Genomic DNA, 13,587 nt, shown 5'->3' on the forward strand with positions numbered 1-13,587 from the left:
TCAGTCCTCGTCCTTCGGCACTGGACGCGGCTTCCACCCGTGGTCGTCCGAGATGTGTCCCGTGTTCATGATCAGGCGCACGCCCGGCTCCACCTCACGCATCGACATCGGCACCGTCCAGTTGTCCCACGCATGGATGCCCGGCGACTTGACCAGCCCGACCATCGTCGCCGCCTGCGCGCCGCGCTTCTCGTAGGCCAGCGTGCGACCGGGCACGCTCACTTGCTTCGCCCACTCGTCCGCGCGCTCTTTCAGTTCACGCTCAGCCAGGCTCTTGATGGCGGTCGTCTCGCTGACGTTCCAAGCCCGCCGCACCAGCACGTCGATGGCATCGGTGATCTCGGGCTTGTCGGACTTGTCCAGCTCGCCCGCGCCCACGTTTGGGCTGAAGGTGTCGTTCTCCAAGCGCATCAGGGAGAGCAACGCACCGGTCAGGCCGCGATCCATCGCACGCGGCGAGAAAGGCGTCACCGACTGCGCCTCCACATGCTTGTAGAAGGTCGCGTGGTAGTGCTCGAAGGTCTCGTAGTGCGAGAGGTCGCGCGGACGCGCCCACGTGAGCACCGTGCAGACCAAGCCGGGGAAGGAACGCCCCACGCGACTGGTGGCCTGGATGTATTCCGCCGTGCCCTTGGGTTGGCCGTTCACCGCCATCAAGCCCAAGCGATTCACGTCAACGCCCACCGACAACATGTTGGTGGCCAGCACCACGTCGATCGCCCGAGTGTCGCCCTCGTTCCATTTCGTCACGAACTTCCCTGCAGCTGGATCGAACGCGGCCTTGAACTTGACCTCCAAATCGTCGAGGTACTTCGGGATGTCCTGACTGGAGACGCGCGAGGTCAGCTCGCGGATGTTGTTGACGCTGCGCTGCGCGAGCGCGGGCCGTTCGACCATGCTCATCTGCACGCGGTAGGAACGTGTCTGCACGTCGTCCTCGGCCAAGCGCCGCATCCCGCCCAGTTCGCGCAGCGAGTTGAAGTAGCCGACCGTCGTCATGTACGGGTCGGCGGGTTCGCCGAAGCGGTCGAACAGGGCTTGGGCGGCGGTGAGGAAGGCTGTGTAGACGCGAATCAGCATCGCAGGCCGCGAGCTGCCAGGCGAGCACACGCCGAGATAGCGCCGCCCGGGCCGCTCCTCGATCGGACGCTGCACGGAGAAGTAGTTATCCTCCACGTCCAAGCCGTGCGGCGGGAACACCGACACGCGCCGCATGAACACGTTGTTCACCTGTTCCTTGGCTTTGCGCACCGTTGCCGTGGACGCGACGATCTTCGGCTTGACCGTCTTGCCGTCGAGCGTCCAACCGGAAAGTTCATCGACGGCAGATTCGTACAAGCCGACCATCGTGCCGAGCGGGCCGCTGATGAGGTGAAACTCATCTTGGATGATCAAATCGGGCGGGCGGATCGGTGCGACATTCTTGACTTTGACCGCAGGCAGACCTTTCCCAGCGGTGTGATTCCCTGTGCAATCGCAGTCGGGCCACAACAGACCGTGGCGTTCGCACTCCTGATGCACACGACCGAACAGCGTGCGCACCTGACCGCACCACGCCATCATGGCGAACTTGTCCACGGTGGCGATCATCATCGTCGGCGGGCGGTGGTAGATCTCCTCGTCCACCGTCAGCACCGGGATGCCGGGATACGGTGAGCTACTCGATCTGCCGCGAGAAAACGTACAACTGCTCTTCTTGTCACCGCAGTAAACGATTGTTCTACCGCGCTCCTTATCGACCACGACGTCTTTCCCGGGGTCGATGCCGGAGCCGCACCAAGGGCAACTGGTGAGCTGGAGCGGAGAAGTACGTCCTGCCTTGTTTTTCCCCGAATCACGCAAGGCTTGAATGGCGTAATGGCTTTCCTCGGTCGTGCCTGGCGTCACCTTGTTGCCGACCCACAGACCGATGGTGAAAGGCTCCTTTCCGAGCGACTCGTCGCCTTGGACGATCGCATCGCGCCGAAGCTTCTCCATCGCGCAGATCAGCGCGGTGGCGCGCTGGAACTGCTGCAAGGTCAGCAAGCGCAGCGTGTAGCGCATGATCACGGCCAGGCCGCGCGAGCCATCGTAGCCGCCGAGCTTGCCTTGCAAACGGCGGATTGCCATCGTGAAAGCAGCCACGCCCAGATAGGCTTCGGTCTTGCCGCCGCCGGTGGGGAACCACAGCAGGTCTGCGTGGGCTTCCATCGGCTGCACGCGGTCGGGATGCGTCGGGTCGGCCAGTGATGGGATCGACAGCAGCAGGAACGCCAACTGGAACGGACGCCAACTCCGGTTCTTTTGTTGGTCGAACTGATCGACCGTCACGTCTCGTCCGCGCCGCACTTCCAGCGCGTACTGGCTGCGCACGCGCTGGATCGCCATCGCTTTGTTGGCGAAGCGGAAAGCGGCCAACGCCTTTTCGTCGTTCTTCAGCGTGTCGATGCCTTGCTGCAAGCGCGTCTGGATTTTCTGACACCGATCCAGCGCCTGCGTGGCCTGCGCGTCGTAGCCGACCACGTCCTCGCCGATGCGCTCGCGCTGCTCCTCGATCCACGCCGCGTAGTCCTTCGTCAGTACGTTCAGGGCATCGACCAACTCGGTGACACCAAGCGTAGCGAGCCGCTGCATGTCGAGCAGGCCACTCGCCAGCATCTCCTTCATAGCCGGACGGTCGGCGGGATAGAGGCCCGGCGTCTCCGTGACCTGCACTTCGTACTGCGGCAAGACGGTGGTGCGCACCTCGGTGGCCAACGTCACGTCGTCCGCCGTCTCGGCGTGGACGGCAACGCCATGTCCGACCGCGAACTCCACGCGGTTGCGGTAGATCATCTCCAGCGATTCACGCTCCGGGTCGTTCCCATCGGCGTCCAACACGGGGCGGCGACGGAAGATGGCGCGCTTGGATGCCTCGGCCTCCGCGCGCACGATCAGCTCCGGCTGGAACAGCCATGCCGTGTCGCGGTTGGTGTCGGGTTCTTCCTGTGCGTTGATCAGGAACAGCGTCACCAAGCGGTCGCCGTTGGCGTTCTTGGCGCGGATGGAGCCTTGAATCCGCACTGCCGGACGGCTCGCATCCGGTGCCTGATGGGGAATCACGCCTTCGGAGAGCGGCAGCACCAGCTTCCCGCCGCAGGGGATGCGCTGCCAGACCTTGGCTTTCTGGCCATTGGGTCGGGTCAGTTCGTGTTCGTCGTTTGGTACGCGCTCGTAGCTGCCCCAACGCGCTTCGACCTCGATGTGCTCGGCGTCGCCATCGACGCAGAAAGTCATGCCGAAGCTGCTAGGCACCAGCGATTGATTGCTGGCAGCGTCGATCTCGTCCGATCCATCCGATTCGGGTTCCACCCGCCCGGTCGCCGTCCCAAACTCGGCACCAGGTTCGTGCTGACCGGGCACGATGGGGTCGGTGGGTTCCTCGACATCCTCCTCGGCCAGCGGGCCTTCAAGCCCTTCGATACCGTCTCGAGCATTCTCGCGCGGTGCCAACTTGCCAACCAGATAGCGGTCGCGCACGCTCATGTCCACGATGTGCTCGTTCGGGCCACCCGCCGGGCCGAGCAGGTCGTCCACCACGGCCAGTTGCAGCAGTTCGCGGATGTAGGCCCGGTCCTCGATCGGCGGCACGCCGCCCACGGTCTGATGCAAAGCCGTGGATATCTGGCCAACAACGTGGTGTTCATCCAGATCTCCACCGACGTGAGCAGCGCGCTGAAGATTTTCGAGACCATCAACGAGCGCGGCGTGGGCCTGAAACCTTTGTGCCCTGGACGCTGGTGAAGCGGGGGCTGAAGAAGCAGGTCATCACGCCCTTGGACGCGCCGCAGGAATTTCTGTCCGAGGCCACCCGGGAGCGGGAAGCCCGGTCGGCCGCGCAGGACACCGCGTTGATGCGGGCGCTCGGACTGGCACACCACTGGCAACGCCTCTTGGACGAGCAGCGGGCGGCATCGGTGACCGAGATCGCCGAGGCCGAAGGCATGGACGTGACGCAGGGGCGCCGGGTCATGCGGCTGACGCTCCTGGCCCCAGAGGTTGTGGAACGGTTGGCGGGTTCGCCCGACGCTGTACTGGAGAAGGTGATGCGCCGTCCCTGGCCCAACGCCTGGGTCGACCAGATACGCGTGCTCGCGCCACCCGGGTGAGCGCGTCGCACCCAGCGCCAGCAACCGCCTACGGGCGGTTTTTTTGCGTCCGCGTCGTGCTCGGTCTCTACCACTACAGGAGTTGCCAACTACAACCGACCGCCTCTAAACCCGCGCCAACAAAGGAAGCGGCCTCGAGAACGCTCGCGAGACCACCAGAGAAAACGGAGAACAGAGAGGCGTATGCAGAGGCGAAAACGCCGACTTCGCGGGGGTGGCGCTCGCCAGGCCATGCCCGGAACCGGCGCCAACACTGGGGAAACGGGCGAAAAAAAACCAACCGAGAACGGTTGGTTTTTTGAATTTTGGTGGTGGAGTGTAACAGAAAACCAAACCCACATATCAGCAGTCTCTCAGCCCCGGTCGGAAGCCTTGAGACCCTCGCGCGATTCCGGGGAAGGATTTCGCGCAACCGCACATGCCCATGATTGTAAGTTCGGAGAGGCCGATTGGCACTCGCAGTTGCCGCAACTGCCAGGGAATCTGGGGGCTGCAACTTGGCTTTCCTCTCGTTTGTCGCCGTAATGCCCGGCACGAACGACGAAAGGAAATGCCATGCAAACCGAACCCGCCTTCACCGAAACGGAGCTCGCACGTCGGTGGAACGTCAGCATCAAGACCCTGCAACGCTGGCGCAGCGAAGAACGCGGCCCGCCGTACATCAAGCTCTCAAAGGCCGTCCGCTATCCAGTCGATGAGATCGTCACCTATGAGCAGGCAATCCGCCAGGGCATGTCCAACGAAGCGCCGTTGCCATCCTTGTGCGACTCGCAGCCCGTTGTCGAATCTCCCGCGCCCGCCGCCCCCGAACCAAAGCGGTATTACTTGAGCGAGGCCTTCGCACTCATCGCGCAGTATGGCAGTCTTGAAGCGGCCGAGGCCGCGCTGACGGAGGCGCGCGATGAAGCCCAAGGTTGATGCCGATAGACAGGGTGTTGTGGCCAGCCCGGAAGAGCCAGTCATCACGTATCCGGTCCTCGATGAAAACCAGTTGTCCTTGAGGTGGAATCTCTCACCCAAGACGCTGCAAAAGTGGCGCTCGGAAGGAATCGGCCCGCCCGCCTGGCACCTCAACAGATCTGTCCGTTACCTTCTGATGGAGGTTGAAGCCTTCGAGCGCAAGGCTCGGGTCACTTGGAAATCCCCTACCGGACGCCCGTTGTCCGAATCCTCGCCCACGGCACGTGAAGACGCCATTGAGCAGATGATGCGGAAACGACCTGAACGCCGTGATCGGGTTTTCTACTCCGCCAAAGAGGTGGTCGACATCACTGGCTTGCCCGGTTACTGGATTCACCAGAATCAGGAACGCCTGCGGCTCGGCATTCCGTTCTACCGGATCGCAAACGGTGACGTCATTCGCTTCAGCATCGAGGAACTCTTCCTCTGGGAGATGCATCACCTGCGTCCATGCCGGTACCCGGTCGCCAGGGACACTGATGTCAAAGAACAAAGGGCGTACTCACCGACCATCTAAATGGAAGGCAGCGGGTTGGCCGCCACGCTGGCAGATCGAGGATTCAAGCTGCATGTTCCTATATTTCGTCCAATTATTGCATTGAACGAAAATATGGAACATACTCCACCCATGCTCTCCAGTACCCACAATCAACGCGTCCTCGATCTGGCCAGCCAGAAGGGGCTACTGCGCGCCAGCGACCTGGACGCCATCAGTGCGCCTCGGGTCGTTCTGACGCGCCTGACCGCTGCGGGTCTACTAGAGAAGGTGGGGCGTGGCCTGTACCGTCTGCCGGATGCACAGGTTTCGGAATTCGAGAGCCTTGGCACCATCGCCACCAAGGTACCTCAAGCGGTGTTCTGCCTGCTTACGGCGCTGCAGTTTCATGAGCTGACCACGCAGCTGCCGCGTCAGATCTGGATCGCCATGCCTCGGGGCAGCCACCCGCCCCGTGTCGACTACCCGCCCGTCAAGATGGTGCAGTTCACGGGTGATGCCTACTCGGCAGGGATTGAGGAAGTCGAACGCGACGGTGTCAGGCTCCGAGTGTACGGCGTGGCCAAGACCGTGGCGGACTGCTTCAAGCACCGCAACAAGATCGGGCTGGATGTGGCGCTGGAGGCGCTGAAGGACGCTCGGGCGCGCAGCAAGGCCTCCGTCGACGACATCTGGCGTTTCGCCAAGATATGCCGCGTGGCCAATGTGATGCGACCCTACCTGGAGAGTGTCGGATGAGTGCGGCCACCCCAAATGTCGCGGCATCCGTCCGTGCGCGTCTGCTCAATGTCGCCAAGGCGCAAGGCGTCGATTTCAACCAGGTGCTGGTGCGCTTCGCCTTGGAGCGCATCCTCTATCGGCTGACCCAGTCGCCGCACGCGGACCGTTTTCTGCTCAAGGGTGCGCTGCTATTCACGCTCTGGTACGACATGCCACACCGGGCCACACGCGACGCCGATCTGTTGGGTTTCGGTGCCAGTGATCTGGAGTCAGTGGCCCAAGTATTCCGGGACATCGCAGCTGTACCGGTCGACGACGGTATCGTGTTCGACCCAGCCTCGGTCACAGTCGAGGAGATCCGCAAGGAAGCTGGCTACGGCGGCGTTCGCGTGATGATTGCAGGCGATCTGGCCAGAGCACGTTGCAAGACCCAAATCGATGTCGGCTTCGGCGACGCCGTCACCCCGGCGCCTGTTGATTCGGTCTACCCAGTACTGCTGGAGGAAATGCCCGCGCCACGGCTGCGGGCCTACCCAACGTACACCGTCATCGCGGAAAAGCTCCACGCCATCGCATTGCTGGGTATGACCAACAGCCGCCTGAAGGACTACTTCGATCTGTCGGTGCTGTTGGAACGAGAAACTCTGGACACTGATCTGCTGGCCCAAGCGATCAAGGCCACATTCGAAAGACGCGGCATGGCGGTTCCTCACGCGCTGCCAGTCGGCCTGACGGACGAGTTTGCGCACGACGCTTCGCGCCAGGCGCTGTGGCTGGCATTTCTCAAGAAGAACGAACTTCCGCCAGAACCCTTGCCCGCCATCGTTGGCCGCTTGAGCGTGGCATTGGCACCCGCGTTGAACACCGTCGCTCGTTGAATATCCCTTCATAGGGCAGCAGCTTCGCGCACCTCGCCACGGTCAGTGGCGGTCTCCATACGGACTTTGCATGGAGACCACGATGACTACTCGACTTTGCGCGCACTGCGGCCACCCCTTCGAACCCCGCCCACAGGTTCCCGACCAAGCGTTCTGCTCCGACCCTGAATGCCAGCGGGCTCGCAAGCGCGACTGGCAGCGGGCAAAACTCCAATCCGATCCTGACTACCGCATCAACCAGCAGGCGGCCCAGCGCGCGTGGTCACAGCGCAATCACGACTATTGGCGCAATCACCGAGAAGCACAACAGGCCAGCGGCGATCAAGGGGATCAACCTACCGCCGCCCATCGGCAGCCAGTCATCGATCCGGTAAAGATGGACGTGTCAGCGCTGCCTTCCGGCATCTACCGGATCACAAGACGTCCGGAGTTTCCCAATGGAACACCGGGCTCTTGGGTGGTTGAAATCACGCTGCTGTGCGAAACCTGCGAATGCAAGATGGATGCGTCAAGAGATGACTAGATCGACACCCAGGGAATCCAGCCTTAACTTCAAGCCCAAATGGGCTCTCGATCATCCTGGATGGCAACAATTTCAACCATGTGCATTCCGGCCGCGCAGTGCAGGTCACGGTTATGCCAATGAGGTGAAAGGCAGGCCCGAGAGCAAGTTCACACAACATAAAGTGATCGGGTCTATGCAGGCAGAAGAGTTCTCCATTCCGGGGGCGGATCAGCCACCGACATTTCGGGCCGCCGAGTACGTGCGGATGTCGACCGAGCACCAGCAGTATTCGACGGAAAACCAAGCCGACAAGATCCGCGAGTACGCGGCTCGGCGCAACATCGAAATCGTTCGCACCTATGCCGACGAGGGTAAGAGCGGCTTGCGCATCGATGGGCGGCGGGCGCTGCAGCAGCTGATCAAGGACGTCGAGGCAGGCATCGCGGATTTCCAGATCATTCTGGTCTATGACGTCAGCCGCTGGGGCCGGTTTCAGGATGCCGATGAGAGCGCCTATTACGAATACATCTGCCGCCGCGCCGGAATCCAGGTCGCGTACTGCGCCGAGCAGTTCGAAAACGACGGCTCGCCTGTGTCGACCATCGTCAAGGGCGTCAAGCGTGCGATGGCAGGCGAATACAGCCGCGAGTTGTCGGCCAAGGTATTCGCCGGGCAGTGCCGCCTGATTGAGTTGGGTTTCCGCCAGGGTGGCCCGGCTGGCTACGGGCTGCGACGCGTTCTGATCGATCAGTCCGGCACGCTCAAAGGTGAATTGGCTCGCGGCGAGCACAAGAGCCTGCAAACCGACCGCGTCATTCTTCAGCCGGGACCGGATGATGAGGTCGCCGTGGTCAACCAGATCTACCGCTGGTTTGTCACCGACAACCTGACGGAGCTGGACATCGCCGAACGGCTGAACGCACAAGGAACGCGTACTGACCTTGGGCGGGATTGGACACGAGCGACCGTCCGCGAGGTGCTGTCCAACGAAAAATACATCGGCAACAACATCTACAACCGTCGGTCTTTCAAACTCAAGAAGCTCCGGGTGGTTAACAGCCCCGACATGTGGATCAAAAAAGAAGGTGCGTTCGAGGGCATCGTGCCACCGGAGCTTTTCTACACGGCGCAGGGCATCTTGCGGGCAAGGGCACATCGCTACAGCGACGAGGAGTTGATCGAGAAGCTGCGCAATCTGTACCAGCGCCACGGTTACCTCTCCGGCCTGATCATCGATGAGGCAGATGGCATGCCGTCTGCGGCGGCCTATGCACATCGATTCGGCAGTTTGGTTCGCGCCTACCAAGCGGTGGGCTTCACCCCGGATCGCGACTATCAGTATCTGGAGGTGAATCAGTTTCTGCGCAGACTGCATCCAGAGATCGTCAGCCAGACCGAACGCATGATTGCCGAGGTCGGCGGCAGCGTCGAACGTGATCCGGCCACCGACCTTCTCACCGTGAATCGCGAATTCACTGTTTCGCTGGTGCTGGCGCGGTGCCAATTGCTCGACAACGGGCGACGGCGCTGGAAGGTGCGCTTCGACACCAGCCTCGCGCCCGACATCACGGTGGCAGTGCGGCTGGACGACAGCAACCAGGCTGCCTTGGATTACTACCTGCTTCCGCGACTGGACTTCGGTCAGGCACGCATCCATTTGGCCGACCACAACGGCATCGAGTTTGAGTGCTATCGCTTCGACAGTCTGGACTACCTCTACGGCATGGCGCGGCGCATCCGCATACGGAGGGCCGCATGAGTCAAGACAAAGAGCATCGGCATTCGGAGTTGCGGATGATTCCGCTCAACCGGATTGAGGTTCTCAACCCCCGAGAGCGCAACAGCCGGGTCTTCGAGCAGATCGTCGGCAACATCCAGAACATTGGCCTGAAAAAGCCAATCATCGTGACGCCGCGTCCAGGGAGCAATGGCGAGCACTATCTCCTCATCTGCGGCGAGGGGCGGTTCAAAGCCTTCAAGACGCTCGGGCATCAAGAGATCCCGGCAATGGTGATTAACGTCGATGACGAATCGGCCTTCATCATGAGCCTCACCGAGAACATCGCCCGACGAAAATTCAGCCCGTTGGAATTGCTGTCCGGCATCGAGCAGCTGCGGGATCAGGGCTACGACAAGAAGTCCATTGCCCAAAAGACAGGCCTGAGTCCGGAGTACGTGCAGGGCATCCTGCAGTTGCTGCAGAACGGTGAACAGCGACTGCTGATGGCCGTCGGCAGCGGGCGCATCCCTCTCAACGCGGCGATCACCATCGCTGGCGCGGGCAGCGACGAGAAAGCCATTCAAGCCGCGTTGCAAGATGCCTACGAAACCGGAAAGCTGCGTGGCAGCCAGTTGATCCAAGCCCGTCGTGTGATCGAACGTCGCCGCACCCAAGGCAAATCCATCGGCGGCAGGATGACCTCGCGCAAGACCAATGAGGATGTCACCACGTCCAGCCTGGTGAGGAACTACCAGCGGGAAGTCGAGCGACAGAAGCTGCTGGTCAGGAAAGCAGAGACCGCTCAACGCAACTTACTGTTCATTGTCGGGGCCCTGCGCCAACTGCTGGCCGACGAGAATTTCACCACCCTGCTGCGCGCGGAGGGGCTGGACACACTGCCCCAGTATCTGGCGGAGCGGGTCTGGGCTCGAGGGAGTGGCGCATGAGCAAACCGCCCTTGGGCTTCGTGCCGGAGCCATTGGTTCTGCCCCTCTCGTCCATCCTGCCTTCGCGCAAGACGCCAGAAGGCTTGCTTGCCTCACGGAAATTCAAGCAGATCACCGCATCTATCGAGGCGGTCGGGCTGATCGAACCCCTGTCGGTGGGAAAGCCCAACCGCGAGGGGCAGCACATCTTGCTGGACGGGCACACACGACTGGTCGCGCTGAAACAACTGGGCTTCGACAAGGCTCCCTGCCTGGTGGCCACGGATGACGAAAGCTACACCTACAACAACCGGATCAATCGCCTCTCCAGCATTCAGGAGCACCTCATGATCCGTCGCGCTGTCGAACGGGGTGTCACCCCAGAAAAGCTGGCGAAGGCCTTGGACGTGGACATCAGCCACATCATCAAGAAGCTAAACCTGCTGGAAGGAATCTGCCCGGAGGCCGCCGAGTTACTGCGCGACCAGACGTTTTCGGCAAATCTTGGTGCGGTCCTGCGCAAGCTCAAGCCGACGCGTCAGGTTGAGTGCGTCGAACTGATGGTCAGTGCCAACAACATCACGGTCGCCTATGCCCAGGCCTTGGTTGCTGCCACACCCAGCAACCTGCTCGTCGGTGAGACCAAGCCCAAGAAGATGACCGGCGTCAGCGCCGACCAGATGGCCAAGATGGAGAGGGAGATGGGCAACCTCCACGAGCAGTTCAAGCTCGCCGAGCAAACCTACGGGCAGGACATCCTCAACTTGGTGCTGGCCAAGGGCTATCTTGCCAAGTTGATGGCGAACGAAGCCATTTTGCGTCACCTGACCAGGAACCACCCCGACGTGCTGAACGAGTTCGACAGCATCGTTCGTATGGTGGCGCTGGACAAATAAGCGGCACGCAATCGGCGTAGTGAGCGAAATCCTTCCCACCGGAAGGTCGTGATGGCGTCCACGCAGGCGGCACACGGTTCTTTAACAATCTGGAAGCATCTGGGTCATCGCCCCCAAAACGGAGTTTCTGCTTCACTCCGTGATCAAGGGCGGTGACCGACAGGCTTGCCGCTGGCCTGCCCACGCGCATCGGGGCCTGCGCCTGGGCGAACAGCGGCACCTTTTTCAGTTTTTGGCGACCCAGTCTTCGTGGCGGAGCAATAGACCTAAACAGTGCTCGCTTGCTGAAGCAAATGAACCGTCTTGTCCCAGAAACAAGGCTTCGACGATTTTTGCTTACTATCGATCAAAACCCTGGGTACTTCCGCCAGATCCGCTGGTTCAGCTCTGCGTTGTCGCTGTACTCGCCGATTGCCCAATCCTTGAAGGCGTAGAGGTCTTCCGCCAATTCGGTGATGACGTCGCGCAGCTCCAGCGGCTCCAGCCACTCGGCAGGGATCGCCTTCACGCCGTGCATCGCGCCCAGCAGGTTGCCGACGATTGCTCCGGTCGAGTCGGAATCGCCATCGTGGTTCACCGCCAGGATCACGCCATGTTTGAAATTGCGGGCGACCAGCGCGCAATAGATGGAGATCGCCAGGGCCTCCTCGGCGATCCAGCCCTGGCCCAGCCGGGCTATTGCTTCTTCATGTGGCAAACCGGAATCGGCCAACTCCTCAGCCATTTCGATTGCCCGCAGCGTCTCCTCAAAGCCGGGCTCGGCTCGAAGCAGGAGTTTGGCGGCGGCCAATGCCTCGCGCAGCGACGCGCCATCGGTCAGTGCCAGGATCAGCACCGCCAGCACACCACCGGTCAGGGCTCCGGTCGGGTGGCCATGGGTCAGCGCAGCCAACTCGGTACCTAGCCGGAAGGCGTCTTGAGGGGATTCGTACTGACGCATACGCCAGGCGAACAGACCGACCGGCGCAACCCGCATGACGCCCCCGCAGCCCTTGCTGTCGTTGCGGGCCGGCTCCCCGAGGGAGTTCATCGCCCGCAGGGCCGATAGGCAGGTGTTGCCCGGTGCGCGACGGCTGTGCAGCTGACGCTGCTGAAACAGCCAGCCAGGCTCATCGGTGCCGAAGTCGATGTCGCATGTCGGGCGTTCGCCTTGGGTTTGCAGCCAGCGCAAATAGGCGTGCGCCGTTACCCCGGAATAGGTCGTGATGCCTTTGAAACAGCCGCGCACCCAGCCTCGGATTAACCCCTCGGCGGTGAACAAGGTCATCTGCGTGTCGTCGGTGATCGTCCCAATGCCACCATAAGCCGGTGCGTACTGGGTGATTCCCTTCGGGCCGAAGCGACGCAGAATCTCGGTCCGCTTCATGAACTCAACCGGTGCGCCCAGCGCATCGCCGACTGCACCACCTAGTAGGCAGCCCAGAAACCGCCCCTGGACCGTGCGCTTTTGCTGGCGCTTGCTGCGCCAGGCCGGAGGTGCCGGTGTCTCGAATTCTTCCGCCGCGCCCGCATCGGCAACAGGCTCCTCGTCCTCATTGCCGGACAGGGTGTAGTAGACGCCCAACTCTGCGACTACGCGGGTGGCGGGCCGGGCGACGAGGTCCAGCTGCTTACGCCACTCGGGCACATTGGAGCCATCCCAACTGATGCCCAGGCCTTTCTCCCAGTAGGACAGATAGGCCTCGCCCCGGTCGGCGGCGTAGTAGTTGCCGTTGCCGGCGGAGCAGTCGAGCGCGTACTCCCAGTTGTTCTCGCGCATGCAGACTCCGTGCTCAGGGTGAGGCACTTGCCCCAGCCCGATCAGGTATTCCGCGCTCTTGGCGTCCAACGGGTGAAACACGGCCACCCGCAAGCGTCCGTCGTCCCGGGCGGTGATGGCAGCGATCAGAGCATCGCCACGTTGGATGGTGACCAGTTGGCCGCCGAGGTCCACGGGCCCGACCTCGAGCCACCAGTGGTCCCCGGCCGCTGAAATGACATCGCGGGCATCGTCGGGCGCCAACAGCTCGGCAAGCCGATCCATTGCGGGTTCGAGCTGCTGCCATTCGGCCTCCCCATCCCGGCTACGCTGTTGCAGGCCGAGCAGCATCGCGGCCAGCGGAAGATCCCCGTTGTCGAGCAAGGCCGACTTCAGATCGGCCGCTGGGATGGGGTACGGGATGTCCGGCAATCCGTACCGCGCCAGCGTCTCTGGCTTGAGGTGAAGCTCTGCGAAATTCTGCATGGCGCCCGTACCGATCCTTTTATCGCTGCGCCGCTTGTGGTTATCACAATACGACGCACACACAAATCAAAATAGAGTCATGGACAGATTCTAGGGCAGACAATATACTTTCCGCAATAACCCGCACAAGCATTC

At 61.9% G+C, this 13,587-nt stretch carries 12 protein-coding genes; 10 read left to right on the forward strand and 2 right to left on the reverse strand.

The annotated features are described in order from the left end of the window. Positions 1-3,630 carry a DISARM system helicase DrmA gene (drmA, locus tag ACFSCU_RS02910; RefSeq protein ID WP_377559849.1) on the reverse strand — a complete coding sequence of 1,210 codons (3,630 nt, stop codon included), beginning with the start codon at positions 3,628-3,630 and terminating at the stop codon, positions 1-3. On the opposite strand from drmA, the gene ACFSCU_RS02915 reads away from it, so the two are divergent. The 10 genes from ACFSCU_RS02915 to ACFSCU_RS02960 all read left to right on the forward strand — a co-directional run bounded on the left by ACFSCU_RS02915 (position 3,625) and on the right by ACFSCU_RS02960 (position 11,228). After that, positions 3,625-3,762 carry a hypothetical protein gene (locus ACFSCU_RS02915; RefSeq protein ID WP_180550058.1) on the forward strand — a complete coding sequence of 46 codons (138 nt, stop codon included), beginning with the start codon at positions 3,625-3,627 and terminating at the stop codon, positions 3,760-3,762. The two genes, drmA and ACFSCU_RS02915, sit on opposite strands and share 6 nt — an antisense overlap. Beyond that, positions 3,744-4,127 carry a hypothetical protein gene (locus tag ACFSCU_RS02920; RefSeq protein ID WP_180550059.1) on the forward strand — a complete coding sequence of 128 codons (384 nt, stop codon included), beginning with the start codon at positions 3,744-3,746 and terminating at the stop codon, positions 4,125-4,127. Before ACFSCU_RS02915 ends, ACFSCU_RS02920 begins: the two co-directional genes overlap by 19 nt. 555 nt (positions 4,128-4,682) lie before the next feature. Continuing rightward, on the forward strand, positions 4,683-5,045 hold the full coding sequence (locus ACFSCU_RS02925; RefSeq protein ID WP_045785178.1) for a helix-turn-helix transcriptional regulator: 363 nt from the start codon (positions 4,683-4,685) through the stop codon (positions 5,043-5,045). Next, complete coding sequence (locus tag ACFSCU_RS02930) at positions 5,029-5,604, forward strand: hypothetical protein (protein ID WP_196765226.1); 576 nt, start codon at positions 5,029-5,031, stop codon at positions 5,602-5,604. The genes ACFSCU_RS02925 and ACFSCU_RS02930 overlap by 17 nt, the downstream gene beginning before the upstream one ends. A 111-nt stretch (positions 5,605-5,715) precedes the next feature. Further along, entirely contained in the window at positions 5,716-6,321 is a 606-nt protein-coding gene (locus tag ACFSCU_RS02935) for a type IV toxin-antitoxin system AbiEi family antitoxin domain-containing protein (RefSeq protein WP_062794306.1), read from the forward strand. After that, complete coding sequence (locus ACFSCU_RS02940; RefSeq protein ID WP_377559851.1) at positions 6,318-7,181, forward strand: nucleotidyl transferase AbiEii/AbiGii toxin family protein; 864 nt, start codon at positions 6,318-6,320, stop codon at positions 7,179-7,181. The genes ACFSCU_RS02935 and ACFSCU_RS02940 overlap by 4 nt, the downstream gene beginning before the upstream one ends. 82 nt (positions 7,182-7,263) lie before the next feature. Next, positions 7,264-7,704 carry a hypothetical protein gene (locus ACFSCU_RS02945; RefSeq protein ID WP_180551725.1) on the forward strand — a complete coding sequence of 147 codons (441 nt, stop codon included), beginning with the start codon at positions 7,264-7,266 and terminating at the stop codon, positions 7,702-7,704. Positions 7,705-7,879: 175 nt separating this feature from the next. Then, positions 7,880-9,445, forward strand: coding sequence for a recombinase family protein (locus tag ACFSCU_RS02950; protein ID WP_377559852.1), 1,566 nt, complete (start codon positions 7,880-7,882; stop codon positions 9,443-9,445). Beyond that, positions 9,442-10,353, forward strand: a complete 912-nt coding sequence (locus tag ACFSCU_RS02955) for a ParB/RepB/Spo0J family partition protein (protein ID WP_150427978.1) — start codon at positions 9,442-9,444, stop codon at positions 10,351-10,353. The genes ACFSCU_RS02950 and ACFSCU_RS02955 overlap by 4 nt, the downstream gene beginning before the upstream one ends. After that, entirely contained in the window at positions 10,350-11,228 is an 879-nt protein-coding gene (locus ACFSCU_RS02960; RefSeq protein WP_377559853.1) for a plasmid partitioning protein RepB C-terminal domain-containing protein, read from the forward strand. Before ACFSCU_RS02955 ends, ACFSCU_RS02960 begins: the two co-directional genes overlap by 4 nt. A gap of 346 nt (positions 11,229-11,574) precedes the next feature. Here the strand turns inward: ACFSCU_RS02960 and ACFSCU_RS02965 are convergent, their stop codons facing one another. Continuing rightward, the gene (locus ACFSCU_RS02965; protein ID WP_377559854.1) at positions 11,575-13,452 is read right to left on the reverse strand and encodes an ADP-ribosylglycohydrolase family protein; all 1,878 of its coding nucleotides are present in this window, start codon (positions 13,450-13,452) and stop codon (positions 11,575-11,577) included. Positions 13,453-13,587 lie beyond the last annotated feature (135 nt).

The organism is Ottowia beijingensis, from assembly GCF_042680925.1.
Classification (GTDB): Bacteria; Pseudomonadota; Gammaproteobacteria; order Burkholderiales; family Burkholderiaceae_C; genus Ottowia; species Ottowia beijingensis.

Coding starts and splice junctions, on each gene's coding strand:
- ACFSCU_RS02915 (WP_180550058.1), top strand. CDS start 3,625: ATGCAAAGCCGTGGATATCTGGCCAACAACGTGGTGTTCATCCAGATC.
- ACFSCU_RS02925 (WP_045785178.1), top strand. CDS start 4,683: ATGCAAACCGAACCCGCCTTCACCGAAACGGAGCTCGCACGTCGGTGG.
- ACFSCU_RS02930 (WP_196765226.1), top strand. CDS start 5,029: ATGAAGCCCAAGGTTGATGCCGATAGACAGGGTGTTGTGGCCAGCCCG.
- ACFSCU_RS02935 (WP_062794306.1), top strand. CDS start 5,716: ATGCTCTCCAGTACCCACAATCAACGCGTCCTCGATCTGGCCAGCCAG.
- ACFSCU_RS02940 (WP_377559851.1), top strand. CDS start 6,318: ATGAGTGCGGCCACCCCAAATGTCGCGGCATCCGTCCGTGCGCGTCTG.
- ACFSCU_RS02945 (WP_180551725.1), top strand. CDS start 7,264: ATGACTACTCGACTTTGCGCGCACTGCGGCCACCCCTTCGAACCCCGC.
- ACFSCU_RS02950 (WP_377559852.1), top strand. CDS start 7,880: ATGCAGGCAGAAGAGTTCTCCATTCCGGGGGCGGATCAGCCACCGACA.
- ACFSCU_RS02955 (WP_150427978.1), top strand. CDS start 9,442: ATGAGTCAAGACAAAGAGCATCGGCATTCGGAGTTGCGGATGATTCCG.
- ACFSCU_RS02960 (WP_377559853.1), top strand. CDS start 10,350: ATGAGCAAACCGCCCTTGGGCTTCGTGCCGGAGCCATTGGTTCTGCCC.
- ACFSCU_RS02965 (WP_377559854.1), bottom strand. CDS start 13,452: ATGCAGAATTTCGCAGAGCTTCACCTCAAGCCAGAGACGCTGGCGCGG.